A 26,082-nucleotide genomic window follows, 5' to 3' on the forward strand; every position below is an offset into this window, starting at 1 on the left:
AAGCCCGGCAAGCCGCTAAATCTTGTGTCTTTCCCGTGACATTCCGCGCCACGCACACTATAAGATGCGGGTCGAAGGCAGGATAAATACAGCATGACCGAAGCCGCCCCCCAGCCCGCAGAATACGGTGCCGATTCCATCAAGGTTCTCAAGGGCCTGGAAGCCGTGCGCAAACGCCCCGGCATGTATATTGGCGATACCGATGACGGATCGGGCCTGCACCACATGGTCTATGAGGTGGTCGATAACGGCATTGACGAGGCGCTGGCCGGTCATGCCGATTTCGTGCGCGTGAAAATCCACGCCGATTCCAGTGTCTCGGTCCGCGACAACGGCCGTGGCATCCCGGTCGGCATGCACGCCTCGGAAGGGGTCTCGGCGGCCGAGGTGATCATGACCCAGCTGCATGCCGGCGGCAAATTCGACCAGAACAGCTACAAGGTCTCGGGCGGGTTGCACGGGGTCGGCGTCTCGGTCGTGAACGCGCTGTCCGACTGGCTGGAGTTGCGCATCTGGCGCGACGGCAAGGAGCATTACGCGAAATTCGCACTGGGCGAGACGGTCGAGCATCTGCGCGTGGTGGGCGATGCCGCGCCGGGCGAAAAGGGAACCGAGGTGCGCTTCCTGGCCTCGTCCAAGGCGGATGGCGGCACCGGCACCTTCTCGAACCTCGATTACAGCTTCAAGACGCTGGAGAACCGGCTGCGCGAACTGGCCTTCCTGAACAGCGGCGTGCGCATCATCCTGGAGGATGAGCGCCCGGCCGAAGCGCTGCGGACCGAGCTGTTCTATGAGGGCGGCGTGCGGGAATTCGTGAAATTCATCGACCGCTCGAAAACCCCGGTCATGGCCGATCCGATCTTTATCCAGGGCGAAAAGAACGGCATCGGGGTCGAGGTCGCGATGTGGTGGAATGACAGCTATCACGAAACCGTGCTGCCCTTCACCAACAATATCCCGCAGCGCGATGGCGGCACCCATCTGGCCGGTTTTCGCGGCGCGCTGACCCGGGTGATCAACAGCTATGCCCAGACCAGCGGCGTGGCGCGCAAGGAAAAGGTCGATTTCACCGGCGACGACGCGCGCGAAGGGCTGACCTGCGTGCTGTCGGTCAAGGTGCCGGATCCGAAATTCTCCAGCCAGACCAAGGACAAGCTGGTCTCCTCCGAGGTGCGTCCGGCGGTCGAAAGCCTGGTGAACGAGAAACTGGCCGAATGGTTCGAGGAAAACCCCGCCGAGGCCAGGCAGATCGTCGGCAAGATCGTCGAGGCCGCGCTGGCCCGCGAGGCGGCCCGCAAGGCGCGCGAACTGACCCGCCGCAAGACCGCGATGGACGTGGCCTCGCTGCCCGGCAAGCTGGCCGATTGCCAGGAAAAGGATCCCGCGCTCAGCGAATTGTTCATCGTCGAGGGGGACTCGGCCGGTGGCTCGGCCAAGCAGGGGCGCTCGCGCCAGAACCAGGCGGTGCTGCCCTTGCGCGGCAAGATCCTGAATGTCGAGCGCGCGCGTTTCGACCGGATGCTCAGCAGCGATCAGATCGGCACGCTGATCACCGCGCTTGGCACCGGCATCGGCCGCGACGAGTTCAATCTGGCCAAGCTGCGCTATCACAAGATCGTCATCATGACCGATGCCGATGTGGACGGCGCGCATATCCGGACGCTGCTGCTGACCTTCTTCTTCCGGCAGATGCCGGAGCTGATCGCGGCGGGGCATCTCTATATCGCGCAGCCGCCGCTCTACAAGGTCAGCCGGGGCCGGTCCGAGGTTTACCTCAAGGACGAATCCGCGCTTGAGGATTACCTGATCGAACAGGGCATCGACGGCGCCAGCCTGCGCCTTGCCAGCGGCGAGCTGATCAGCGGCGCCGATCTGGCCCGCGTGGTCGAAGAGGCCCGCTCGGCGCGCCGCATCCTTCGCGCCTATCCCACGCATTACCCCGCCCATATCACCGAACAGGCCGCCATCGCCGGCGCGCTGGTTCAGGGCAGGATGGATGCCGATGCGCAGGGCGTGGCCAATGCCGTTGCCGCGCGGCTCGACATGATCGCCACCGAATACGAACGCGGCTGGACCGGCCGGCCGACGCAGGATGCCGGCATCCGCCTGACCCGCATGCTGCGCGGGGTCGAGGAAAGCCGCACGCTGGACGGCCCGATGCTGCGCAGCGCCGAAAGCCGCCGGCTGGGTGCGATGACCGATCCGCTGCGGGAAATCTATGGCCAGACCGCGCATCTGATCCGCAAGGATCGCGACATCCCGATCCATGGCCCGCTGAGCCTGTTGCAGGCCATCTTCCTCGAGGGCGAAAAGGGCCTGTCCCTGCAACGCTACAAGGGCCTGGGCGAGATGAACCCCGAACAGCTTTGGGAAACCACGCTGGACCCGGTCGCGCGCACCATGCTGCAGGTCCGTATCGAGGATCTGAGCGACGCCGACGACATCTTTACCAAGCTCATGGGCGATGTCGTCGAACCGCGCCGCGACTTCATCCAGCAGAACGCCCTCAGTGTCGAGAACCTCGATATCTGACGGCCAGTCGGGGCGATCCGCGCCCCGGCAGGCGGCAGGGCAGTTTGACCGCGGCCGAATATTGTTGCTTGGATGTCGCGCTTTTCGCGGCAATGGCTGCAATTTTACAAGTTTCCTTGTAGGCGGAGGGCTGCGGGACTAGGTTGTCTGCTAAGCCAAATGCTTCCTGTGCATTTTCCGGAGCCCAAGCCCGTGCATCAGGAGACCAACAATCCGGAGTGTCCCATGTACCATGTTTTTCCAAAAGCGATTCTGAGCACAGCCCTTGGCCTCGGGGTCGCCGTCTCGGCCCATGCCGGCGGCTATGTTCCGCCGGTCGTCGAGGAAACCGTTGTCGTCACCCCCGCCCCCGCCGATTGGCAGGGCGGTTATGCCGGTCTGACCCTTGGCTATGCCCTGGCCGGCGATGACGATGTGGGCGTGCGGACGCCCACCGGCTTTGGCACACCGGACGAGCTTGAACTGAGCGGCGTCAATGCCGGCCTGCGGATCGGCTATCGCTGGCAGCGCGACCGCTGGGTCTTTGGCCCGGAACTGGGTTTCGAAGCCGGCAATGTCGATGACGATTTCTCGACGGATGGCTACGAAGCGGAATCGGAAATCAAGAACGTCTTCGCCCTGCGCTTCAAGACCGGCTATGTGCTGGATAACGACATGCTGGTTTACGGCATCATCGGCGCCGCCCGCGCCAAGATCGATTACAAGGTCGAGGGCACCGGCAGCCACGGCACCATCGGGGTGGATGACGATTACTCGGAAACCGGCTATATCGTCGGCTTCGGCATCGAAAAGATGATGACCGAGCGCATGTCGCTGACCGGGGAATACGAATACGCCAATTTCGGCAAGGACACGCGCCGCGATGGTCTGGGCGGCTCGACCCAGGCGACGCCCGATTACCACAATCTGAAAGTGGGTCTGAACTTCCGGTTCTGATCCAGCGAGTTGATCCGGCTCCACGGATGAAAGGGTCGCCTTCGGGCGGCCCTTTTCCGTTGCCGCGACGATTCCCATGCCATGATCTGGCGAGGGCGGACGGCAGGCCACCGCTTTGGCGCGGGCCGTCCCGGCTGCATCGCGGCAAGGGGCGGGGCGTGGCCGCTTCCCGGCGTCCCGGCGCCACGAAAAAGCGGCCGGCATCGCTGCCGGCCGCTCCATCCCTCGGGTTTTCTTGGGTGTTACGCGGTCAGGTCGAACCGGTCGGCATTCATCACCTTGGTCCAGGCGGCGACGAAATCGCGCACGAATTTCTCGCGATTGTCGTCCTGGGCATAGACCTCGGCATAGGAACGCAGGATCGAGTTCGAGCCAAAGACCAGATCGACCCGGGTCGCCGTCCATTTCACCGCGCCGGTATTGCGGTCGCGGATCTCGTAGCGGCCTTCGCCGACCGGGTGCCAGCTATTGCCCATATCGGTCAGGTTGACGAAGAAGTCATTGCTCAGCGCGCCTTCGCGGTCGGTGAAGACCCCGTCCTTCGAGCCGCCGAAATTGGCGCCGATCACACGCATGCCGCCGGTCAGGACGGTCATTTCAGGCGCGGTCAGACCCAGCAGCTGGGTGCGGTCCAGCATCAGCTCCTCGGGGCTGACGACATAATCCTTTTTCAGCCAGTTGCGATAGCCGTCGGCCAGCGGTTCCAGCACGTCAAAGGAATCGACCTCGGTCTGCGCGTCGGTCGCGTCGCCGCGACCCGGCGCGAAGGGCACCTTGATCTCGAAACCGGCGGCTTTCGCAGCCTGTTCGATGCCCAGATTGCCGGCCAGCACAATGGTGTCGGCGATGCTGGCGCCCGACTCGGCGGCGATCGGCTCCAGCACCGACAGCACGCGGGCCAGACGCTCGGGCTCATTGCCCTGCCAGTCCTTTTGCGGGGCCAGCCGGATGCGCGCGCCATTGGCGCCGCCGCGCATGTCCGAGCCGCGATAGGTGCGCGCGCTGTCCCAGGCGGTGGCGACCATATCGGCGATGGACAGGCCCGAGGCGGCGATCCTGGCCTTGAGCGCCTCGGCGTCATAGCCGGTCGGGCCGGCGGGGATCGGGTCCTGCCAGATCAGATCCTCGGCCGGGACATCCGGCCCGAAATAGCGCGATTTCGGGCCCATGTCGCGATGGGTCAGCTTGAACCAGGCGCGGGCAAAGGCGTCGTCCAGCGCCGCCGGATCGCGGTGGAAGCGGTCAATGATCTTGCGGAAATCCGGGTCCATCTTCAGCGCCATGTCGGCATCGGTCATGACCAGATTGATCCGCTTCGAGGGATCCTCGACATCCGCCGGCATGTGTTCCTCGGCCAGATCGACCGCTTCCCATTGCCATGCGCCGGCCGGGCTTTTCTTCAGCTCCCAGTCATAATTCAGCAGCAGGTCGAGATATTCATGGTCCCATCGCGTCGGGTGGGTCGTCCAGGCGCCCTCGATGCCGCTGACCACGGTGTTGCGGCCGATGCCGCGCCCCTTGGTGTTCAGCCAGCCAAGGCCCTGATGCTCGGCCTCGCCGCCCTCGGGCGCGGCGCTCAGATCGGCGGCGCTGCCATTGCCGTGGCATTTGCCGATGGTATGGCCGCCGATGGTCAGGGCGGCGGTTTCCTCGTCATTCATCGCCATGCGGGCAAAGGTTTCGCGGACCTGCGCGGCGGTCCTGAGCGGGTCGGGCTGGCCGTTCACCCCTTCGGGGTTGACGTAGATCAGGCCCATCTGCACGGCGGCCAGCGGGTTTTCCATCGTCGCGGGATCGTCCACGCTGTCGTAGCGCCCGTCGCTGGGGGCCAGCCATTCCTTTTCCGCGCCCCAATAGGTGTCCTTTTCGGGATGCCAGATATCCTCGCGGCCGAAGGCGAAACCAAAGGTCTTCAGCCCGGCCACCTCATAGGCGACGGTGCCCGCGAGGATGATCAGATCGGCCCAGCTGATCTTGTTGCCGTATTTCTTCTTGATCGGCCACAGCAGGCGGCGCCCCTTGTCGGTATTGGCATTGTCGGGCCAGCTGTTCAGCGGCGCGAAGCGCTGGTTGCCGGTGCCGCCGCCGCCACGCCCGTCGGCCAGACGATACGAGCCGGCCGCGTGCCAGGCCACGCGCGCGAACATGCCGACATAGCTGCCCCAATCGGCCGGCCACCAGTCCTGACTGTCGTTCATCAGCTTGCGCAGATCGGCCTTGAGCGCGTCGATATCCAGCGATTTCAGGGCTTCGCGATAGTTGAAATCGGGGCCCAGCGGGTTGGTCTTGCGGTCATGCTGATGCAGGATGTCCAGGTTCAGCGCGTTCGGCCACCAGTCGGTGTTGGATCTTCCGGCCGCAGTCATGCCGCCGTGCATGACCGGACATTTGCCCGCCGTATTGATATCATTTCCGTCCATGTCGCTCTCCAATCGTGGCTGCAGTCGTGAAATGCCTTTCCCCGATGCGTCATCGGCGCGGGCCGGGGATTCGCGCGTCGATGCCACGATAGCAAGGCACAATCATAAGATAAATTTTCATTTTCTAATTCATCTGATATGCAATTCTTATGAACAATATCTCGATGAAACATCTTCGCTATTTCGAGGCACTTGCCCGGCACGGCCATTTCGGCCGCGCCGCCGAGGCCTGCGCGATCTCGCAGCCGGCATTGTCGCTGCAGATGAAGGAACTTGAGCATATCCTGGGCACGCCGCTGATCGAACGCGGGACGCGGCAGGTCCGGCTGACCGCACTTGGCGAAGCCTTTGCCGCCCGCGCGCGCGATATCCTGCGCGCGGTCGATGAACTGGCGCTGCTGGGCCATATGGCCGAGGGGCCGCTGACCGGCCCCCTGCGCATCGGCGTCATCCCGACCGTCGCGCCCTATCTGCTGCCCGGGGTGGTCAAGGCACTGTCGGCGCGGTTTCCCGGTCTGGACCTGCGCCCGCGCGAGGCGATCACGCGCCTGCTGATCGACGACCTGACCAAGGGGCGGATGGACACCGCCATCGTCGCCCTGCCGGTTTCCGAACCCATGCTGGTCGAGATGCCCCTGTTCAGCGAGGAGTTCCTGCTGGTCCGCCCCGGCGAGGACGCGCTCAAACCCGCGCCAAGCGCCGAGATGCTTGGCGAGATGCGCCTGCTGCTGCTGGACGAGGGGCATTGCTTCCGCGATCAGGCGCTGTCCTATTGCAAGATGTCGGCCTCGGTCGCGCGCGACATGATGGAGGGCAGTTCGCTTGCCACGCTGGTGCAGATGGTCGGCGCGGGCATCGGCGTGACGCTGGTCCCGCAGATGGCGATCCCGATCGAGACGCGCTCGGCCTCGGTCTCGGTCACCCGGCTGGCGCCGCCGCGGCCATCGCGAAAGATCGGCATGATCTGGCGCAAGACCAATCCGCTGGGCGACAGGCTGGAACAGGTCGGGGCGATCGTGCGCGACGTCGCGCTAGCGACGATCGGCACGGAAACCGGCAGCGGATCGGCGGCTAGCGCGGCGCGGCGGCCCGCGTCAGCCGGTCCCTGATCGCCAGACCGATGCCGTGATCGGGGATCGGGGCCATCGCGATCATCCCGACCCCGGTCGCATCCGCCTGATGCAGAAGGGCAAAAAGCCGCCGCGCCGCCTCGGCCAGATCGCCGCTTGGGCTGAGGTCAAAGATGGCGACAGCATCTTCCTGTCCCGGCAGCACCTGCCCGGCAAAGGTGATCAGAACCTCGCCCGGTGCGACCTCGCGCGCATCCAGGCGCAGCAGCGCATGCGGCGCGTAATGCGAACCCAGCATGCCCGGCGACGGCAGGGCACCGCCGTCACCTGCCGCCGGCGTCCCCACATCGGCAAGCCCGACCCCCGCCGCCATGGCGATCTGATCGGCGGTGATCACCCCGGCGCGAAGAATGTCGATGCCATCGGCGCGCGCCCGGACCACCGTCGATTCCAGACCGATCTCGGTCGGGCCGGCATCGATGATCAGCGGCAACTCTGGCCCCAGATCCTCGGCCACATGGCGCGCCGAGGTCGGGCTGATGCGCCCGGAGCTGTTGGCACTTGGCATGGCCAGCGGCAGGTCGAGCCGGGCGATCAGCCGCTGCGCGAATCCGCGCGGCGCCCGGATCGCTGCCGTCGTCCCGCCGGCCGTCGACATGCGGTCGATGGCCGAGTCTTCGCGCAGCGGCAGAACCAGCGTCAGCGGCCCCGGCCAGAACGCCTGCGCCAGCCGCAACGAAAACCTGTCAAACCGCACATAGCGCGCGGCCATGTCGATATCGGCGACATGCGAGATCAGTGGATTGCGGGCCGGCCGGCGCTTGACGGCATAGATGCGCGCGATCGCCTCGGGCATGGTCGAGACACCGCCAAGCCCGTAGACCGTCTCGGTCGGCAGGGCCACAAGCTGGCCGCTTGCCAGAAGCGCCGCCGCCTCGGTCAGCGCGGCGGGGTCGGCGGCATCCAGCACCCGGGCACGGCCGGTTTCGGCGCCGCTCATGCGCTGCCTCTGCGGCACTTGCGAAGATGTTGCGATTTCATGACGATCCCTTTTCTTCTGCCCGACTGTTAGGAGCGATCCGGCAAGGCGTCAACGCCGCAAAACCCGGCCCGAACCCCGCCCCGGAAGCCCCGGCCGGGTTGAACGGGAACTCCACCTGCAGTTGTCCAAAAAGGCACCGTGACTTTTTTGCCAAAAGAGCGGATTCTGTTGAGTATGGCGCCGAGTGTTTCATAGGCGTCACGTTCTTATGGTCGAAGTTTTGGTAGCTAGTATTCGAGGTTAACATGAACGCCTGGTGGAGCACATCCGTCGCCCTGAACCGCGCGCTTGGAGGCCAGCAGTCCGAGCCGCTTTACTCACGAGTCTATCGCCAGCCGCCCTCCCTGTGGAGGTCGGTTTTCATGGCCGCGATGGACCGCGCATTCAAGGAACGCGCGCATTGCGAGAACATCCATACACGCTGGCGTGACATGAGCGGGGTCTAGCGACACCCGCTGTTCATCGCCGCGCGAGTGCTGCGGTGCGATCGCTGGCGCGTGACCGGCCGCGGTGGAACGGCATATTCGGGACGCCGTCATTCCCTTCCCAGAAGGGGATAAGCCACATGACAAAGGCCATCATCGGGTCGCCGGGCGACCCATCGGGAGCATCGCCCCCGCATCGCGCCGACGAACCGGCGGATCGAAGCCTCGTTGGGCAAGATGCCGACAACGTCTGTGCGCCGCTTGATCTCGCCGTTCCGGCCTCCTATTGGATTCGTACCGCGAAGCTTCGCGCAATGCTTCCGGAGAAGCTCATTTGGCTGTTTGATCCCACGGTTTGATGCTGTGATCCTTTCGCAGGAATGGAAGAAAGCCTAAAGGAACAAGTTCGTCACGGCAGCGCCACGACCACGCACGCCGTCCGAGCAGCAATAATGAGGGCCTGCCCGCCATCGGTCCAAGGGCCGACCCGAATGATCGCAGGCTTCGTTCGCGCAGCTGAGCCAAGAGCTGGGCATCATCCCCAAAACGGTGGCCAAGTGGCGCAAGCGTGCGACGGTGGAGCACCTGAAAACAGAGCCGAAAGCGTCGCGTTCAACCGTGCTCACCGATATGATGCGATCCTCCCAAACATGGGGAATCAAAACTCAGGCGTCAGGGGAAGCGTCCGAGGCAAACTTTCATCGAAACGCTTTAGGAAGGTCTGAACGGCCGGGCATGCGCGGGCCGCACCGCAGGGCGCCTATTTCTTGGCTTGGCCCTGCCAAGAAGGCCGGCATAACGACCGGGGAACCCATCCGTGGCATTTCCGGGCCGACGCATTTTCCCACTTGCACTCTTGTGGCAGCAACCATATACGACGCTCCACGCGAGCGGCGGATACGCTGCAGACCTCCGGTGGGGCCATAGCTCAGTTGGTAGAGCGCTTGAATGGCATTCAAGAGGTCAGGGGTTCGACTCCCCTTGGCTCCACCATATTTGCGTCTTGCAAGTGCCAGATAGATCTTCCATTAGTGACAGCAGATTGTCCATTTTGTTGGAAAATCTGCATCTGTGAGGGAATCAGAAGCCGGTAGAGATCGTTCTGCGGGCTTTATTGCTATGCGCGGGGAAAGCCGAGGGCCATTCCTCCGACGCTCACCGTCAAGACGCCAGATACACTGGTGCGGCAGAGCCGGCCCGAAGCTGCCATTCGACTATGTGCGCACATGCTGCAACGCAGCGAGCCAAAGCCGCCGTTGAGAGCTTTACAGGTGAATTACGTCAGCGTGGGACAAAACCAGCGTTTGACACGCCTTCCGAGGCTTCAAAAAGCAGGCGCCCGGGTGCCGGGCGCCTGTATGGGGTCATGCGAGCTTTTTCTGCCGGGCCGTAACGTAGACAACGCTTTCGACGGTTGCGAGCACCAGTATCGACAGACCGACCAGGAGAAAGAACACCCCAGCCGCCGCAGCCATCAACAACAGCGTACGCGGTATGCGCCAGTCGGTAGGGACTTGGGGGACGCCAAGTATTCCGGAGGGGCGGCGTTTCCACCACATCGTGGCGCCTGACAGGCACAGAGCGACCATGGCGAAGCAGGCGAGCAGCAGCACGATCTGGTTTGCCAGCCCCCATTCCTGCCCCATATGGACCGAGATTCCCCATTCGGCCCAGCGGCCGAGCGTGCCGAGGTCCGAAAGGCCGGCATCGTAGAGCACCGCGCCGCTGTACTGGTGGAGGTGGATCACCCGCTCGTAGGTGATGTCGTTGGGATAGACCGAGGCAGTAAAAACACCCTCGGCGCCCTTCGGCATTGAGACGGCATAGCCTAGCACGATACCCAGGCCCTCCACCGTCGCAACCACCTGATCGAGCGTCAGCGGTATGCCCGAGGCCGTGCCGGAGAGCGGCACCGGCTGTTTCTCTATGATCCAGGGCGCGCGATCGGTGGCCTCGGAGAGCGGGACGGTCGACATCGGCAGGCCGGACCAGAAGCCCTCGGGCATGCCGAGGCCGAGCGAGTTGGCATAATCATAGAACTTGCTCCCCCAGACCGCGGACCAGGGCAGGCCGGTCAGGGCGAGGAAGACGATGAAGACGCCGGTATAGATGCCCGTCACCGCGTGCAGGTCCCGCCACCAGGGACGGCCCCGCCTGGCCTTGATGGTGGTTGTGCCGAGACCCTTGCCGCGGGCCCACCACAGATAGATGCCCGAGGCGACCAGCAGCACCATCCAGCCTGCGGCCATCTCAATCAGGCGTTGCCGACCCAGCCGACATATTCCAGCGAATGCAGCTTGCGGACAACATACATCGCCGGGCTGCCCGCGGCGCCGCCGTCCCAGAGCGTGCCCAGCACCTCGCCGGTTAGGGGTTCACGAATATTGTGTCCTTCAGGCCGTCCTCGCCGAGGATGTCGACCTCCGCGCTGCGGTTCGCGGCGGCGGGCGGGGTATAGGCCTTCACCTCGCCCGGATGGGCGTCCAGCACAGCGGCGGCGAGGACGGTCAGGGTGAGTTGCGAAGACGTCGGCTCGACGAAGCGCAGCCGGGAATGGGCGGCATCGTTGATTTCGTCCTTGAAGAGGTAGATGGCGCCGGTGATCGCGAGGATCACCACGAAGGGCAAGATCACCAGCCCGGCGATGAAGTGCCAGCGCCACATGGCGCGGTAGAGCGCGGCCGATGCCGCGCATGGGGTCATTTCCGTCATGAGACAATTCCGATTGGCCCGGCCGAAGGGCGGGCATGAGAAGGGGGCTCCGGGCAGGGTAGGCCCGGAGCGGTTCCGCGAAAGCATGGCGCGCGGCCGTCAGACGGGAACCGGCGGCGCCCTCGGGGAATGACGGAGGTTGCGCGCCTGCGCGGCGCGGTGGAGGTCGTCGTAACACCGCCACGCCTCATGCGGTTCAAGCAGGAGGAAGCGGCCTTCATGGATGCTTATGGGGGCTTTGGGCAAGCTGTGGCAGAGCGGACAGCGGTACTCAGCATCGCCCCCCTTGCCGCAAAGGTCGCCGAGGACGCTGCCATAGACCATTGCATAGGCCTGAAGCTCAACAGTCGCGCGATCCGGCGCCATGAGCGCGGCAGAAATCGCGCTCGACAATGCCATGATCACGCCGAGGGACATGACTAGCGCAAGAGTCACCTGTTTTCGTATGGCAGCCTTATGGCACCGACAGGGCGTAAACAGAAGATCCGAATTCATCTGCCCCTGCGCAAGCTGGTCCGTTCGTCGCCGAAGCGAACAGTATTCGCAAGAGATCAGTCGTATTAAGAGCAATTGTCGAATCCAATTTACAAAGAGGGGCGCCGTTGATACCGTGCATTCAGCATGATGCGGGTGAGGAAACCCGGTGCAAATCCGGTGCGGTCGTGCCACTGTAACCGAGCCTTCGGAAGTCAGACCTTCATTCGCAGGACAAGCTGCTGCAACGGGACACGATCTCCCGGGAGGATACCATGTCAGATAATACAACGATTCCGGCTCTTGCACCACAGCCCTTTCCCCTGCGGGAGGTAACGCCTTGGGCGATCTTCGGGCTGATCATCGGCCTGATCGCGCTCTATTTCATCGGGCTCGAACAGGGCGCGTTGGCGCTTTTCGAAGGGGCGACGATCCATGAATTCGTCCATGACGCCCGCCACCTGCTCGGCTTTCCCTGCCACTGATCGCGACCGTGGATGACACAGGGCCCGCAGCGGCATGACCGCGCGCGGCCCCGTAGGAGTAATGACATGATTGGACAACTTTTGATGCGGGGCCTTCTTGCGGGCCTCGTGGCCGGGATTCTGGCCTTTTGCTTCGCCTATGTCTTCGGCGAGCCCTCCGTCGATGCGGCCATCGTCTTCGAGGAGCAGATGGCCGCGGCCGAGCCCGCCGATCCCGGTGCGATCGAGGAGGAGCCGCTGGTCTCCCGCCCGGTGCAATCGAGCTGGGGCCTGCTGACCGGCATCCTGATCCTGTCAGTCGGGTTGGGCGGGGTCTTTGCCATCCTTTTCGCCTGTGCCTATGGCCGGCTCGGGGCGCTTTCGGCGGCGCAGGCCTCGCTTCTGCTGGCGGCCATCGGGTTCATTTCCTTCTCGCTGGTGCCCTGGCTCAAATATCCCGCCAACCCGCCCGCCTCGACCTTCGACGATACGATCGTCTATCGCACGGATCTGTATTTCCTGATCCTGGCGATTTCGCTGGCACTGGGCTACGGCGCCTGGATGCTGCGCCAGCAGCTTCTGCCCGGGCTCGGGGCGTGGAATGCCTCGGTGATCGCCGGGCTGGGCTATGTCGTGGCCGTCGCCGTGGTCTTCCTGATCATGCCGGCGGTCAATGAAACGCCGGAAACCTTCCCCGCAACGGTGCTCTGGGAGTTCCGCATCGCCTCGCTGGGCATCCAGTTCGTCCTCTGGGCCGGTATCGGCCTTGTCTTTGGCTCTCTGGCCGGGCGCGTGCTGGATCGCGATGGCACAAGCCGCATCGCCGCCGCCTGAGCGCGGCCATGGCCGGGCCGCGCGTCACCCTTCTCGCCCATGCCGCCACGCGCGGCCAGAGATCGGCGGTCTTCGCGGCGGACGGCGCCATCGAGGAAGCCGGTCGCATCCGGGCCGGCCATATCGCCCGACGGATGGACAAGGTGGATCGCGTATATTTCAGCCCCGCGCGGGCGGCGCGGGAAACCGCCGAGGCGCTCGGCCTGAGCGGCACGCCCGAGGATGCCCTGCGCGATTGCGATTATGGCCGCTGGGCGGGGCAGAGCTTTCAGCACGTCCTGCGCCGTGAGCCGCGCAAGCTTCTGTCATGGATGCGCCAGCCCGACACCGCGCCCCATGGCGGCGAAACCATCGCCGCGCTGCTGGAGCGTGTGGGCCTCTGGTTTCAGGCGCTTCCGCGCGATGGCGGGCATGTTCTGGCCATCAGCCACGCGGCCATCCTGCGCGCGGCTATCGCGACGGTGATCGGGGCGGGGCCGGCCGCCTTCTGGCGGATCGACGCGGGGCCGCTGACCATGGCCGATTTCCGCAGCAACGGCCGCCGCTGGGTATTCCGGTCGCTGACCCTGCCGGACAGGGCAAGCGACATCGGGGCGGGCGACGCCGGAGCGGGCAGCGATGGCTGAGCCTTCGCGCCCCGGCCGCCGGCTCGTGGCACTTGGATTGCTCGCGGTCGGTATCGGCGCGGCGGCGGCCGGCATCCGGGTGCTCGACCCGCGCCCGCGCAACGACCGGCTGCGCGCGCGCCTCATTACCGCCGCGGCCGGGCTGGACCTGCCCGATCTGGCCACAATGGGCGGCGACGGGGCCTGTGCCACCTTTCTGGCCGCCTGTCTTGAGACCGCCACTGCGCTCGCCTCTGCCGCACTCGCAGACCTGAGCGATCCAACGGTCCGGGATTTCGCTCAGAGGGTCGCCACGACCTCCGACACCCGGGTGGCGGCCCTGCGCCAAACCGGCGCATCGGCCGGCCCGGACCCCTTCTATGAGGCGATCCGCACCCGCACCCGCGCCGATCTCGGCACTGCAATCGCCATCAAAACCCTGCCAGACCGCATCTTCGTGTTTAGCTTGCAGGCGGTCTATGGCGGGGCGGTGGCGGCGGCAGGGCACGCAACCGAAAGCGCCAGCGCGCCGGCACTGATCGAGGCAGCCGAAGAGGTGCTGCTGGTGAAGAAAAGCGCCATCGCCTCGATGACCCGCTGGCTGACATTCAACGGACATCACTAGACGAGAAAGGAGCCAGCCATGTTTTTACGCCGCCTCGCGGCTCTCGCCTTGGCCGCCTTTGCCACAGCCGCCCTCGCGCAGGACGCCGCGCCGCTGACCGCCACGTCCGATGCGGGGCTCTACCGGGCAGAATTACTGCCCGAAGCCATGCCCATTCCCATCAACATCATGCAAGCCTGGACCCTGACCCTGACGGATGCCGCCGGCATACCGGTCGAGGGCGCGCGCATCGCCATCACCGGCGGCATGCCCGCGCATGGCCACGGCCTGCCGACGGCGCCGGGGGTAACCGCCGATCTGGGCGATGGCCGCTACCGGATCGAGGGGCTGCACTTCTCCATGACCGGTGTCTGGGCGCTCGGTTTCGGGGTCATGGCATCCCCCGGCGCGGACAGGATCATCTTCCGTTTCGACATCTGATGGGCGCGGCGCCTCGCCTCCGGTGGCTCGTTTTTCTGGCGTTGCTCGCCCTGTCGGCGCTGATCGGCTGGCTCTGGCTCGCGGGGTGGAGCGGGCAGGAGCGCGCGACGATCGCCTCGCTGTCCCTGTCGCGGCTGCCCGCGCCGCCGCCGGACCCGTCGAACCGTTTCGCCGGGGATCCGCGCGCTGCCGAATTGGGCGAGGCGATCTTTTTCGACCCGCGGTTCAGCGCCTTCGGCGACATCTCCTGCGCCTCCTGCCATCTGCCAGAAGGGCAGTTTCAGGACGGCGCCCGCCCGGGCGAAGGCGTCGGTCGTACCGTGCGCCGCACCATGCCGCTCGCCGGGGTGGCACATTTCCCGTGGCTGTTCTGGGATGGACGGGCGGACAGCCTCTGGGCGCAGGCACTCGGCCCGCTCGAAAACCCCGACGAGATGGCGGGAAGCCGCCTCGCCTTCGCGCGGCTGATCGCCAGCGATTATGCCGAAAGCTACCGGGCGCTTTTCGGCCCCTTGCCCGATCTCTCCGGCCTGCCGCCCGATGCCTCCCCGATCGGCGCCCCGGCCACGGTTGCCGCCTGGCAAGCCATTCCCGAAGCGCGGCGCGATGCGATCAACCGGGTCGCCGCCAATATCGGCAAGGCGCTGGCCGCCTGGCAGCACGGGCTCACCCCACCCCGCAGCCGGTTCGACGATTATGCCGATGCCATCGCCGCGGGCGGGCGCGGCCGGGGCATCCTGACCCGGGCAGAGATCGCCGGGCTGCGCCTCTTCATCGGCAAGGGCAATTGTACCCAGTGCCACAACGGCCCGCTTCTGAGCAACGGCAGCTTCCACAATACGGGCGTGCCGGAGGCCGCGGGCCTGCCGCGCGACCTTGGCCGCTACGACGGGCTGGCAGTGGTGAAGGCCGATCCGTTCAACTGTCTCGGCCCCTATAGCGACGCCGCCCCGCAGGAATGTACCGAACTGCGCTTCATGGCGGAGGGCGAGGCCCTTCTCGGCGCCTTCAAGCCCCCCTCCCTGCGCGGCGTCGCCACCCGCCCGCCCTATATGCACGGCGGCCAGTTCGCGACCCTGGCCGAGGCGCTCAATCATTACAACCGCGCTCCCTGGGCGGTGATCGGGGTCAGCGAACTCTCTCCCCTCAACCTGAGTGCACGCGATCGGGCCAATTTGGCCGCTTTCCTCGGTACGCTGTAATATGATCCTTTACATGCTTCGCCTTGAAGGCCAGGGGCTTTCCCAACCCAAGACATTGTGTTTCCCACGTGGATTATGGAAGCCGTCATCTATTCAAAGACAGCAAGTTCAACTGATTGTTTTCGGACTCATCAGGGATGTCTGCTTCCGCTGTTGCAGGCTAGTAAAGTTGTACGCGCAGCGAATGACCGCTCCCCGCCGTTTTCGCGGGTTCCTGCGCACGGTCCTCCAACACAATAAGCGTTTCCTGCCTTCACCCGCTTTCCCTCAAGCACCTGGCAGTGATATCCTTGCCGCATGGAAAATGGATCGCCTTCAACCAGCCCAATGCCTTTCTCCGCATTCTGCGGCGAGGCTCGTAGAGCGCGTGCACGAGATCCAGAAACGGGCGGAACAGGCTGGTTTCGGCGCCAGAGTTGCAGCCTCCTTCGAAGCTGGCAATAGGCGTTCATGGATGAGATGTGGGGTGAGGACTGAGGCTCGGGACAGGCTGGGATATCAAACTGCGGGCTAGGTTGATGGGGGCGAGCATGAACAAAACCGATGAACTGATACGCGCCGAGATCGCTGCGCTTATTCGGGACACCGCGCGCATCCGCCAAAAACCTGTCTGGCAGCCTGTGCTGGCTGGCGTCGCAATTGTCGCGCTTGGCGTCGCCTTCGGCGCTGCTCTGGCCTTGCTTGGCTGAGGTGAAAGTTAGCGGAACTTAACCGCTACTATATCCTGAGCGCCACTCTTTTTCGGCCCCCGATATTCTTCCTCGGTGGTCGAAACTCTTTATCGATTTGAAAATAATACACTTTTCTGCCGAATCTTCATTTGACAGACGAATCATATCTGTGATTCGTTGGGCTGGGGAAAACACAACATCTGGTGTTGTCCGGGCAGAATCATGGTCCAAGTCGGATGGAGATGAATGGCATGTCGGTCGATCTTCTGCGCCACAGCGATGTGAAGGTAAGACTGCGGGAACGAGGCAGTTCTCTGACCCGGATTGCCAATCAGCTCGGTGTGCTGCAATCGACGGTGACCGTGGTGAGCCAGGGCTATCGGCGCTCGCATAGGATCGAGGCGGCCATTGCCGGTGCGCTCGGGGTTACGCCGCAAGAGCTTTTCCCGGAACGGTATTCAGCACAGGAGGGTCACGCGGCCGATTAGCATGCCGTCGAAAGGGAAAGGCCCTCCTGTTGACGCAGGAAGGCCCTTCGAAACTAGGTGTAGTTTTGCGGCTACCCTTCTTTCATCCCCCGAGACGCAGAAAAAGTCAACCCGCCGGAGCAGTTCCGGCGGGGCCGATCCCTGCATCCCTTGAAAGGAGGCGGAAGCGCCTCTTCCCCGCAGTTGCGGCATGGAAGATCACGCGCTCCGAAACCCATATGACCCAGACCCTGATCTATCGTGAGCCGGAACCGAGCTGCGCGAGTCGGGATGTTGTGCGCCGCTCGAAGGCGAGCCTGCGCGGCAGCATGATTGCCAAACTTCCCGCCTTTAAGCGCCCGCGCGTCATCCAGTTCGAAAGCATGCTGGAATACCGCTTTCTGTGCCTGACGCTGCTGCGCCCCGATATCCATGACATTCTGGAACAGCCGCCTGCGATCCGTTACCGGCGCGCCGATGGCGGTATTGCCAACCATGTGTTCGATTTTCTTGTCACGCTGAACAGCGGCGAGCGAATCGCCGTCGCGATCAAGCCAGCGCATCGGGTAATCCGGCGCGATTTCATCACCGAGTTGCGCCATATCGCTGCCGCCATGCCGAAGCAACTCGCGCATCGGGTCAAGCTCGTGACCGACGAACAGCTTGACCGGCGGGCGGCGGCAGAAGCTGCGCGGCAGATCATGCGCAACCGTCCCGTCCTGACGGAGGTCGCGGCATGAATATGCGTCTTCGCCTCTCGCGCTCGGACCTGCTGACGGTCGCGGGTGTCGCCTATCGCCCGGTCGAGGTTCAGGCCGATGCGATCACCCTGGAGCGCTCCGATCAGCCCGGAATCACCCAGAGTTTCAGCCACGCCGAGATCCACGAGCTGTTGCGATCCTCGGACACCCGCTATCAGGCCGGATATTTCGATTTTGCGCGCAGCCGGGACCGGCAGAACCGTCCGGTCGACCTGCTCGCCGAACTCGAGGACGAAGCCCGGTCCATCGTCCTCTGGCGGCAGGCGATCTGCGACAGTGTCCTGAAGCTCGAACAGGACGGCCGGGTTGCCAGAACCTATGCCTCGGTTACGGCGATCCTGCCCGCACTCGACTATGAGGTTCGGCGGAAATCAGGGCAGATCGGCACCGATGCAGGTGGACGCCGCGCGGGTGCGAAGCTCGTCACCCGCAAACTCCCCTGCGCCAAAACCATCCTGCGCTGGCTCCGTGCCTATGAGAACGGCGGGTATGATCCGCTGGCACTATTGCCCCGCACTCATCGCAGCGGCAATCGCGGATTGCGCTGGTGCCATCGCACGGAGGCGATGGTTTCGGAGGTTATCGAAATCTATGCCAGCACGCAGCGCCCGACCAAACGGCAGGCTGTGGCCGACACCCGCAATCGGATCAAATCCGAAAACCTGCGCAGGCGGGCCGATGGGCAGACTGAGCTTGCCCTTCCCTCGGGACGCAGCCTCCTGCGGCGTCTTTCGCAGGCCAATCCCTATTACATTCACGCGCGGCGATGGGGTATCGACGCGGCGAACCGGAAATTCAACCTGTTCGAGACCGGCGTCGAGACCCTGTTTCCGGGCGAACGTGTCGAGATGGACGAAAACCGCCTCGATGTGATCTCGCTGCTGACAGTCTCGGGGGTTCTCGATCATCTGCCGCCCGAACAGGTTGAGCGGCTGAAGGGGAGACGTTGGCTTTATGTCGCCAAAGACGCTGCGACGAAGTGCATTCTCGCTCTTCGTCTGGCGAATACACCGAACGCGCAGGACGCGATCCGCGCCCTGCGCGACGTATTTCACGACCGGACGCTCTATGCACAGGCCGCAAGCTGCGAAAGCCCGCGGGATCAGGTCGCGGGGATCGGCACATTGGTCACCGATCAGGGCTCGGCATTTATCTCGGAAGAGTTCCGGGCGGTCGCGGCCTCGCTCGGGCTGACGATGCATTTCCCCCCGGCGGGCCTGCCGCAGATGCGCGGCAATATCGAGAGCTTTTTTCGCACGCTGGGGCACAAGCTCATGCCGCTTCTATCCGGACGAACCTTCTTCAACCCGGTGCAGCGGGCCGATTATCCTTCCGAGCAACTGGCCTGCCTGGATGACGACGACCTTATCCGCATCCTTCTGACCTTAGTCGTGGACATCTACCACAACGAGCCGCACGGCTCGCCGAAGGACGAAACCCCGGCGCATTGCTGGAAACGGCTGGCGTCAGAACAGGGGTTGCTGCCGGTGCCGGACGGGCTGGTGCTGCGCAAGGCGTTCGGCCGCCCGATGATGCGGCGCTTGCGCGGTGATGGCGTTCTCTTCGCCGGTCTCTCCTATAGCTGCGATGCCCTGCGCGAGGCCTTGCTGCATTCACCCGAGCGTGATGTTGAAGTCCGCGCAGACCTGTTCGATCTGGATTGGATTGCGGTGAAGGTCGGCAGCATCTGGCATGCCGCAACCTGCAACCATCGTGGCTTTGACGGAATGCGCTACTCCGACTGGCAGGAGGCCAGTCGCGCTCTTCGCCTTAAGCACCGCCGCGCGGCTGCCCTGTCGGAAGATCTGGTGCAGCGGGCCGTCGCACGGATTTCGGAAGCCAACCGCGCGGCTGTACTGAGGATGCAGTTGACACCGTTCCATGTCACCGACGCCGATGTTGCCCGCAACGAAAAGGCGCTGCATTTCTCGTTGACCTCATCGACAGAGAAGCTCACGGGCCAAAGCTCCGGTGCCGACCCACTGGCTGAGGGGATCGAAATCCTGCCGCTTTCCCAATCAGCGCCTATCCCAGGTCCCGCCTGCACAAATGGCCTCTCCAAAGATAAACCCCCGTCATCTGCCGCGACCTGGAGTTTTGACGATGAATGATCATGTCGCCCAGACCGCCCTTCGCATCGCCGACCTGCGCGGCCGCTTTATCACCCATGAGCGCTATGCCCCCCTGCAGGACCGTTTCCGGCTTCTGATCGAAAAGCGCCTTGCCGATATTACCGCCGGTCGCACATCCGAGGCGCATGGGATAGCGCTGTCTGGCGCATCCGGCACCGGAAAGAGCGCCACCACCGCGCATCTTCTCAGCAAGATGCAGGCCTATCTGGCGGGCTCTTCCCTGCCGGATGCCACGCTCATCAGCCTGCGTGTGCCATCACCTGCCACCCTGAAATTCGTTGGGCAAACGGTGCTGCGTGCCCTTGGCTACAATCTCACCGCCGAACGGCAGGCCTGGTACATCTGGGACCTGGTGCGCCATCAGCTTCGCGAGCGAAAGGTGCTGTTTCTGCATCTTGATGAGGCGCAGGACCTCAGCGCGCGCGGGACCCGCCATGAGCTGGATGCGGTCGCATCCATGCTGAAAACCCTGATGACAGATGCGGACTGGCCGGTGGGCATCCTGCTTTCCGGGACGGAGGAGCTGGAAAACATCCTCAATCACGATCCCCAGCTTGCCCGCCGCATGGATACGGTTCATTTCGCGCCCCTCTCTCCGGTGCTGAACGTACCCGACGTGGCACGGCTGATCGCGGGCTATGCCCGGCGGGCCGACCTGTCCCTGTCAGGCGAGATCACCGACATCACCCTGTCCGAGCGGCTGATCCATGCAGCAGCTTTCCAGTTCGGTTTGGTGATCGAAATGATCATCGCGTCAATTGAGGTGGCGTTTTTGGAGGGCTCCAGCCGCCTCGAATGGCGGCATTTCACTGCAGCCTATACGCTGCGCAGTTCCTGCCTGGATGCCTTCAATCCGTTCATCGTCAGTGACTATCACCGGATCGACGCCCGAAAAGTCTTTACGCGGGAGATGGCCTGATGTTCTCTGCCCTCCCGGCTCTTAGCCTTTCTGTCCCAACGGTTCCCGGGGAAAGCGCGACATCGCTTGCTGCGCGTCTGGCACGGCGGAACGGCGCACCACGGCTGATCACCTTCTGTTCGGACATGGGTCTTGATCACCGCGCCCTGACCAATGGCAATGACACCGAAATCTGGCGCCTTGCCGCTCTGGCTGGCACCGATCCTGAGGCTCTGCTGTTCTGGACACCGCGCCTGACCGCCAACGGCTGGTTCAGGTTTGGCCGGAAGCGGATCAAGTTCACAGCTTTTGCCCGGACAAGACTTCGGGCTTGCCCCGCCTGCCTTGCCGAGGGTCAGGCAGCTCATCCGGCAATCTGGCAACTCAGTTCCATCCGCCGCTGCATCGGGCATGGCTGTCTGTTGGTGGAACTGCCCGTCACCCCAAGCAATAAAGAGATATTCGATTTCGCCTTCCATGCTGCGCAAATGCGGGGGCGTCTTTTTGATACTGTCGCGGCGAACGAGAGCCCGCTGGAAAACCATCTGCTCGCCTGCATCCTGGGCAATAAGGAGGGAACATGGGTCGACCAGCTGCCTTTTCATGTCGTGGCCCAAACCTCAGAAAACCTCGGGGCGTTGATGTTGCTCGGCCCCGATGCGCCCCGCGATCTGATCACCGCAGACAAATGGCATCAGGCGGGCAGTATCGGGTTTTCCATCCTGAAACGAGGCCCGGATGCCCTGTGCCACACGCTGAAGGAACTTCAACGCGCTGTTCCGCTCGACGCCGCACTATATCGTAGCCGGTACCGTCTGTTTTTTGACTGGCTGCGATATCGTGACGATGATCCGGATTTTGACGTCATACGGGATCTTGTCCGGGATTTCATTTTCCAGAACTACCCTGTGGCCAAAGGAGCGATTGTCCTCGGAAAGCCATGTCCGCGCCAGCTGGTGCATTCGATTTCAACCGCCAGCCGCGCCTATGGCGTGACACGCTGGCAACTCGGCCGCCGCCTCACCGCGCTTGGTCTCGCGCAGCGCAGTGCGGATGATCGTGATTTCCGGCTGACAGATTATGTTTCGGCCGAAGTGATGGATCAGGTTGCGGGTGATTTCAACGCGTTGATGACGGCAGGCGACACGGCGCAGTGGCTGGGCATCGACCGCTTCCTGCTGACCAAACTGACCGATGGCGGTGTGATACAAAAATTTTTCGCCGACAAGCACGCATCGCCGCGCTACCACCCGCGCGATCTGAGCACCTTTATCACCGCTTTGAATGGGCTGGCCGAAAGCGGAGCGATCAATGAGGACTGGCTCGACATTCCCACCGCAGCTCATCGCTTACGCTGCCCAACCGACCGGGTCACCACCCTGATCCTGAAACAGTATATCCCGTTGCGCCGGGAGCCCGATTGTAGCAGCAGGTTCCGGGCACTCCGCGTCCACCTGCCGACCTTGCGCGAGGCGATTTCCTGCCCGGTCGACGGGGCGCTGCCCCCGGGTACGGTCGCACGCATGCTTGAAATCGACATCAGGACACTTCGCGCGCTTGTCGACGGCGGGCACCTGGCAAGCATTCCCGTAACCGAACCTCAGAGCGGGAGACAACGCAGGTACATTCAGGGAAACAGCGTTGAAGATTTCCAGCGCAGCTTCATCACCGTGACGCAGCTCGCGACCGAAAATCGTCGTAATCCTGGAGTCGAAGCCATCATCCAGGCTGATCGTGGCATCGACCGCCTACCCATTCCGGAGCGATGTCAAACCATCTACCGCCGCGTCGACATCCGCTGATCCCAAACAAAGGGCCGGGTTTCACCGGCCCTTTTGTTTTGCCGAGGGCGAACAAACTATGTGGCCGAAATGGACAGGAAAGTGCGTCGAGCAGCGCAAGGGGAACTGATTTTATTGAGATTTTCGGGGAGGAAATGGAACAATTACGTGGCGCTTTTCATGCGTCAATCCTTGCACGAATTCCTCGTGATTGCTGGGAAAACGCAGCGATGCCCCTTGAAAGCGCCCCGAAATCCCGGAACAATTCGCGGAACATTTGGGGGATTGCATGGTCGTTACCAAGGATCGCGGCTACTGGTAGTTCGTCAAGCGTGTGCCGAAGCGTTTCGCGCATGTCGATCCCCGACAGAAGGTCACACGCGCGTTGTGGACAGATTCCGAGCGTGAGGCGAGGATCAAGGCGGTCGTGGTCGAGGCCGAGATCATGGCCCATTGGGAGGCCCTGGCAGCGGGACAGGCAGGCGATGCGGCGGCCGCCTATGATGCGGCGCGACAGTTGGCCAAATCGCGCGACTTTCCCTATCGCCCGGCCTCTGAACTGGCTCGGGGACCGATCGACGATCTGCTGCGTCGGATCGAGATGGTCGCATCTGCCAAGGGCGGCGTAGAACGCCAGACGGAAGAGATCGCCCTGCTGGGCGGTATCGATCAGCCGCTGGTCACGATCAGCATGGCTCTTGAGGAATTCTTCCGCTTCTCGGAGGTTGAGCGGCAGGCTGGTAAATCCGAACGCCAGATCAAGCGCTGGCGACAGCCGCGCCAGCGCGCAGTGTCAACCTTCATCCAACTGAATGGCGACTTGCCGATGTCGGAAATCAGGCGCGACCACGCACAGCGGCTGCGCGACCATTGGGCCGAACGGATCGCGCGCGAGGGCCTGGACAAAGGCTCGGCCAACAAGGATATCGGGCATCTGTCCGATCTGTTCCGGTCATGGTTCGAATATCATGCCCTCGACCTGCCCAATCCCTTCGCGAGGCTGCGGTTCAGGGGCAAGAAAACCGGGACCGTTGGCGTTGCCTTCTCCGAGGCATTCATCCGTGAGCGCATTCTTGGCTCCGGCGCGCTGGACGGGCTGAACGAAGAAGCACGCGATGTTCTGCTGGTCATGGTGAATACCGGAGCGCGACCTTCCGAAATTCTCGGATGCTCGACCGAGGCGTGGCAATTGACAGGACCGGTCCCGCATATCGATATTTCGAAGCAGATTCCGCGCGTCCTGAAAACCGCGCAATCGCCGCGTCAAATCCCTTTGCTGGGCGTGTCACTTGACGCGGCGAAGCGGATCGTTGACCGGGGTGGGATCACCCATTACCTCGACAAAGGCGATAATTGGTCGGCGACGGTCAATAAATATCTGACCAGAAATAATCTGCGCGAAACGCCGAAGCATGCCGCCTATAGCCTGCGGCACTCGTTCGAGGATCGCATGGTCGAGGCGGCTATCGACGACCGGATCAGGGCGGAACTGATGGGCCACAAATACGCGCGCCCCGATTATGGTCGCGGCGGCTCGCTTGAAATCCGAAGGAAGGCACTCGAGAGAATTGCCTTGTAGCCGATAGTTTGACAGCGCCCCTCAGGCGGCGGCCATCTGCCGCATCGCATTCTGATGGATCAGCGCGCGTGCACGGGCCAAAGCGTCGTCTTGACACTTTGCCTCCTCGATGGCGATTTCCTCCTCCAGCCGGGTAAAAATGGGCACATAGGAAGGATCGCGCAGGACCAGTTCGGCCATGAAATTCAGGGCGCTGCGCAGGCGATCCAGTTTTGTGGCCGGTTTGCAGGGAAGCGTTTGGCCCTTGGAAATTGACGGGATACAGCAAGGTCGCTCCGGGGCCGCCGTAGCGACGGGTTTGCCCGGGGCTTTCGCCCCGGTGCTTTCCCTACACTGTTGCGTTGCCTTGGCCACGGGCAAGTCTCTCCTGGTCCGCGCGAAGGGGTTCTCCCGCGGTTTCGTCTGCTCATCTGTCCGGATGGTCCGGGGATCATGTTGTTGAGATCATTATAGAGCATCGGGGCCCTCTCAGAATGGGAATGGGGGCGAAAATCGGGCCTTACCTGTGGATAACGGGTGAAAATCGCTGATTTTCGGCCTCGGCTTTTGGTTTTTTGGGGGGCGTGGCATGAAGACCGCGAAGAGGCCCTCCGTCATTGAAATAAAATAGGAAAAATCCGGATAATTCCGGAAGAGACAAAGACTGTCCGAAAATCCGGCTCTCGTTCTGATGAAAATGTAAAGAGGTGAAAACGCGCCTTTGTCGCGAGGCTGTCTTCGTCGGGAAGAGATAAAGAAGGGGAAAACCGCCGCAGGCGGAGATTGTCTGGTGTGGAGATATGAAAAGGTAGAAAAAGCGGCGCGGCTTTTGCCCGCGCCGCCATGTTGAGAGGGATCCACAGAGGATGGGGATATCTGACTGCTGCCAGGGCTCTCCTGACAGGACAGGATTGCCTTCTTTCCATAGGTTTTTCGTGGTCTTCATGAGATGGCCTGATCCGGGTCGGAGTTATCTTGTCCGATCACAGGATCGTCGTGCCTGATCACAGGGTTGTCTTTCGCGCCATGCGGATTGCTTTCCTGATCGGGCAGGTCTTGCTGTCCGTGCGGGATATCGTCCCCGGATGCGCGTTGCGATCTGCCGGCCGATGCGCGCCGCATATCGCGGGGCGGTTCGTTCGGCGCTTCGCCCGGCGATGCCTCTGTCATCTGCGCACCGCCTGCGCTGCCGATCTGCGCGCGGCTCACCCGGGCGAGCCATTGGCGCAGTTCATCGCCAGCGAGTTCGCGATGCTGCTGCAGGTGGCCGGCCATGCGTTCCAGCAGGTCGCGATGGGCGGCTAGGATCGCGGTGGCGCTCTGTTCGGCGGCCTCGAGCCTTTGCCTGACGCGCTGGTGGATGGCCGGGTCGCGCAGGGCGATGGCGGCGGGGGCGTCGCTCCAGACCGGGCCGGCGATGCCGAGGCCGGATTGCGTCTCGATCTGCAGCGCGAGCCGGGTGGCGCGGGCGACATCGGAGGCCGGGGCGCCGCCGGCGCCGGCGGAGACCTCGCCGAGGACCAGCCGCTCGGCGGCGCGGCCGGCCAGCAGCACAGTGAGTTCGGCCTGGTGATCGGCGAGGCAGCCCTCATCGGGGGCCTCAGCGCGATGGGTCTCGCCGCCCTCGAGGGTGATCAGCACGCGGCTCGTCTGGCCGCGATCCAGGGCCGTCGCCACGAGGGCATGGCCGCATTCATGCAGCGTGATGCGGCGGGTGAGGGTGTGGCTTAGGGGGTTTTCGGCGAGACCCAGGTGCCGGCGGATCAGCTCCGGGCTGAGCGTCGCTCCGCCATGGCGGGATTCGGCGCGGGCGGCGCGGATGGCGGCGTCGATCGCGGCGGCAGACTGGCCGGCGAGGGAGGTCGCAAGCTGTTCGAGTTCATCCTTTTTCAACAGGTTTCCAATATTCTGATTGAGAATTCCCTGAGAGCCTGATCGGAAATGAGTTGGGTGATTTCAGCGAGTTATGATTCTGTTTGTTTGTGAGAACGAACGGAGATCATGATGCCCTGGACCGAAATCACCCGGAAACGATACGAGCGCAAAGCGGCTC

Annotated in this window: 25 protein-coding genes, 1 tRNA gene, 2 pseudogenes and 1 riboswitch; of the genes and pseudogenes, 19 read left to right on the plus strand and 9 right to left on the minus strand. The window is 63.4% G+C overall.

Annotation, left to right across the window (positions count from 1 at the left end; all coding sequences use genetic code 11):
* Nucleotides 1-93: 93 nt before the first annotated feature.
* Together gyrB and IT41_RS14695 are read left to right on the plus strand one after the other, a co-directional pair.
* Nucleotides 94-2,532: a DNA topoisomerase (ATP-hydrolyzing) subunit B gene (gene gyrB / locus IT41_RS14690; RefSeq protein WP_036742761.1), complete on the plus strand. Its 2,439-nt coding sequence runs from the start codon at nt 94-96 to the stop codon at nt 2,530-2,532.
* A gap of 225 nt (nt 2,533-2,757) precedes the next feature.
* A complete protein-coding gene (locus IT41_RS14695) occupies nt 2,758-3,468 on the plus strand; it encodes an outer membrane protein (RefSeq protein WP_036742788.1) in 711 nt (236 codons plus the stop codon).
* Nucleotides 3,469-3,710: 242 nt separating this feature from the next.
* Here the strand turns inward: IT41_RS14695 and katG are convergent, their stop codons facing one another.
* Entirely contained in the window at nt 3,711-5,888 is a 2,178-nt protein-coding gene (gene katG, locus IT41_RS14700) for a catalase/peroxidase HPI (protein ID WP_036742762.1), read from the minus strand.
* A 149-nt stretch (nt 5,889-6,037) separates the two neighbouring features.
* Between katG and IT41_RS14705 the strand changes: the two genes are divergently transcribed.
* Nucleotides 6,038-6,997 carry a hydrogen peroxide-inducible genes activator gene (locus IT41_RS14705; protein WP_036742763.1) on the plus strand — a complete coding sequence of 320 codons (960 nt, stop codon included), beginning with the start codon at nt 6,038-6,040 and terminating at the stop codon, nt 6,995-6,997.
* Here the strand turns inward: IT41_RS14705 and IT41_RS14710 are convergent.
* Nucleotides 6,960-7,958, minus strand: a complete 999-nt coding sequence (locus IT41_RS14710) for an L-threonylcarbamoyladenylate synthase (protein ID WP_036742765.1) — start codon at nt 7,956-7,958, stop codon at nt 6,960-6,962. The genes IT41_RS14705 and IT41_RS14710 overlap by 38 nt on opposite strands.
* Nucleotides 7,959-8,245: 287 nt before the next feature.
* Here IT41_RS14710 and IT41_RS20830 point away from each other — a divergent pair, with 287 nt between their 5' ends.
* The gene (locus IT41_RS20830; protein ID WP_074948158.1) at nt 8,246-8,446 is read left to right on the plus strand and encodes a hypothetical protein; all 201 of its coding nucleotides are present in this window, start codon (nt 8,246-8,248) and stop codon (nt 8,444-8,446) included.
* Nucleotides 8,447-8,619: 173 nt separating this feature from the next.
* Here the strand turns inward: IT41_RS20830 and IT41_RS20835 are convergent.
* A pseudogene (locus IT41_RS20835) lies at nt 8,620-8,742 on the minus strand (transposase); the annotation flags it as partial.
* Between the two features lie 63 nt (nt 8,743-8,805).
* On the opposite strand from IT41_RS20835, the pseudogene IT41_RS22190 reads away from it, so the two are divergent.
* Nucleotides 8,806-9,055: pseudogene (locus tag IT41_RS22190) on the plus strand (hypothetical protein); the annotation flags it as partial.
* Nucleotides 9,056-9,342: 287 nt separating this feature from the next.
* Nucleotides 9,343-9,418: transfer RNA gene (locus IT41_RS14720), tRNA-Ala, on the plus strand.
* A 371-nt stretch (nt 9,419-9,789) separates the two neighbouring features.
* Here IT41_RS14720 and IT41_RS14725 read toward each other — a convergent pair.
* The 3 genes from IT41_RS14725 to IT41_RS14735 all read right to left on the minus strand — a co-directional run bounded on the left by IT41_RS14725 (nt 9,790) and on the right by IT41_RS14735 (nt 11,632).
* The gene (locus IT41_RS14725) at nt 9,790-10,659 is read right to left on the minus strand and encodes a PepSY-associated TM helix domain-containing protein (RefSeq protein ID WP_269429318.1); all 870 of its coding nucleotides are present in this window, start codon (nt 10,657-10,659) and stop codon (nt 9,790-9,792) included.
* A gap of 133 nt (nt 10,660-10,792) precedes the next feature.
* Complete coding sequence (locus IT41_RS21895; RefSeq protein ID WP_036742767.1) at nt 10,793-11,137, minus strand: PepSY domain-containing protein; 345 nt, start codon at nt 11,135-11,137, stop codon at nt 10,793-10,795.
* A 99-nt stretch (nt 11,138-11,236) separates the two neighbouring features.
* Nucleotides 11,237-11,632 carry a hypothetical protein gene (locus IT41_RS14735; RefSeq protein WP_156116964.1) on the minus strand — a complete coding sequence of 132 codons (396 nt, stop codon included), beginning with the start codon at nt 11,630-11,632 and terminating at the stop codon, nt 11,237-11,239.
* A 130-nt stretch (nt 11,633-11,762) separates the two neighbouring features.
* Nucleotides 11,763-11,843, plus strand: a riboswitch (adenosylcobalamin (AdoCbl) riboswitch).
* A gap of 43 nt (nt 11,844-11,886) precedes the next feature.
* Between IT41_RS14735 and IT41_RS14740 the strand changes: the two genes are divergently transcribed.
* The 13 genes from IT41_RS14740 (at nt 11,887) to IT41_RS14795 (ending at nt 24,050) form a co-directional block, all read left to right on the plus strand.
* Nucleotides 11,887-12,096, plus strand: a complete 210-nt coding sequence (locus tag IT41_RS14740) for a CbtB domain-containing protein (RefSeq protein ID WP_036742771.1) — start codon at nt 11,887-11,889, stop codon at nt 12,094-12,096.
* Between the two features lie 66 nt (nt 12,097-12,162).
* A complete protein-coding gene (locus tag IT41_RS14745; protein ID WP_036742773.1) occupies nt 12,163-12,909 on the plus strand; it encodes a CbtA family protein in 747 nt (248 codons plus the stop codon).
* An 8-nt stretch (nt 12,910-12,917) separates the two neighbouring features.
* Complete coding sequence (locus IT41_RS14750; RefSeq protein ID WP_052081624.1) at nt 12,918-13,535, plus strand: histidine phosphatase family protein; 618 nt, start codon at nt 12,918-12,920, stop codon at nt 13,533-13,535.
* Nucleotides 13,528-14,139, plus strand: coding sequence for a hypothetical protein (locus tag IT41_RS14755; protein WP_074948159.1), 612 nt, complete (start codon nt 13,528-13,530; stop codon nt 14,137-14,139). The genes IT41_RS14750 and IT41_RS14755 overlap by 8 nt, the downstream gene beginning before the upstream one ends.
* An 18-nt stretch (nt 14,140-14,157) precedes the next feature.
* Nucleotides 14,158-14,559, plus strand: coding sequence for a FixH family protein (locus IT41_RS14760; protein WP_036742777.1), 402 nt, complete (start codon nt 14,158-14,160; stop codon nt 14,557-14,559).
* Nucleotides 14,559-15,761, plus strand: a complete 1,203-nt coding sequence (locus IT41_RS14765; RefSeq protein WP_036742778.1) for a cytochrome-c peroxidase — start codon at nt 14,559-14,561, stop codon at nt 15,759-15,761. The genes IT41_RS14760 and IT41_RS14765 overlap by 1 nt, the downstream gene beginning before the upstream one ends.
* 530 nt (nt 15,762-16,291) lie before the next feature.
* A complete protein-coding gene (locus IT41_RS20840; RefSeq protein WP_156116965.1) occupies nt 16,292-16,450 on the plus strand; it encodes a hypothetical protein in 159 nt (52 codons plus the stop codon).
* A gap of 233 nt (nt 16,451-16,683) precedes the next feature.
* Nucleotides 16,684-16,920, plus strand: coding sequence for a helix-turn-helix domain-containing protein (locus IT41_RS14770; protein ID WP_231564759.1), 237 nt, complete (start codon nt 16,684-16,686; stop codon nt 16,918-16,920).
* Between the two features lie 29 nt (nt 16,921-16,949).
* A complete protein-coding gene (locus tag IT41_RS21660) occupies nt 16,950-17,639 on the plus strand; it encodes a TnsA endonuclease N-terminal domain-containing protein (RefSeq protein ID WP_231564760.1) in 690 nt (229 codons plus the stop codon).
* The gene (locus tag IT41_RS14780; protein WP_052081628.1) at nt 17,636-19,771 is read left to right on the plus strand and encodes a DDE-type integrase/transposase/recombinase; all 2,136 of its coding nucleotides are present in this window, start codon (nt 17,636-17,638) and stop codon (nt 19,769-19,771) included. Before IT41_RS21660 ends, IT41_RS14780 begins: the two co-directional genes overlap by 4 nt.
* The gene (locus IT41_RS14785; RefSeq protein ID WP_036742780.1) at nt 19,764-20,711 is read left to right on the plus strand and encodes a TniB family NTP-binding protein; all 948 of its coding nucleotides are present in this window, start codon (nt 19,764-19,766) and stop codon (nt 20,709-20,711) included. The genes IT41_RS14780 and IT41_RS14785 overlap by 8 nt, the downstream gene beginning before the upstream one ends.
* Nucleotides 20,711-22,492 carry a TniQ family protein gene (locus tag IT41_RS14790; RefSeq protein WP_074948160.1) on the plus strand — a complete coding sequence of 594 codons (1,782 nt, stop codon included), beginning with the start codon at nt 20,711-20,713 and terminating at the stop codon, nt 22,490-22,492. Before IT41_RS14785 ends, IT41_RS14790 begins: the two co-directional genes overlap by 1 nt.
* Before the next feature lie 406 nt (nt 22,493-22,898).
* Nucleotides 22,899-24,050 carry a site-specific integrase gene (locus IT41_RS14795; RefSeq protein ID WP_139221728.1) on the plus strand — a complete coding sequence of 384 codons (1,152 nt, stop codon included), beginning with the start codon at nt 22,899-22,901 and terminating at the stop codon, nt 24,048-24,050.
* A gap of 21 nt (nt 24,051-24,071) precedes the next feature.
* Here IT41_RS14795 and IT41_RS20845 read toward each other — a convergent pair whose 3' ends face one another.
* The 3 genes from IT41_RS20845 to IT41_RS19535 all read right to left on the minus strand — a co-directional run bounded on the left by IT41_RS20845 (nt 24,072) and on the right by IT41_RS19535 (nt 25,922).
* The gene (locus IT41_RS20845) at nt 24,072-24,404 is read right to left on the minus strand and encodes a hypothetical protein (protein ID WP_139221729.1); all 333 of its coding nucleotides are present in this window, start codon (nt 24,402-24,404) and stop codon (nt 24,072-24,074) included.
* 145 nt (nt 24,405-24,549) lie between these two features.
* Nucleotides 24,550-24,975: a hypothetical protein gene (locus IT41_RS20850; protein WP_139221730.1), complete on the minus strand. Its 426-nt coding sequence runs from the start codon at nt 24,973-24,975 to the stop codon at nt 24,550-24,552.
* Nucleotides 24,972-25,922, minus strand: coding sequence for an ATP-dependent metallopeptidase FtsH/Yme1/Tma family protein (locus IT41_RS19535; RefSeq protein ID WP_052081632.1), 951 nt, complete (start codon nt 25,920-25,922; stop codon nt 24,972-24,974). The genes IT41_RS20850 and IT41_RS19535 overlap by 4 nt, the downstream gene beginning before the upstream one ends.
* Nucleotides 25,923-26,082 lie beyond the last annotated feature (160 nt).

Source organism: Paracoccus halophilus (genome assembly GCF_000763905.1).
Lineage (GTDB): Bacteria > Pseudomonadota > Alphaproteobacteria > Rhodobacterales > Rhodobacteraceae > Paracoccus > Paracoccus halophilus.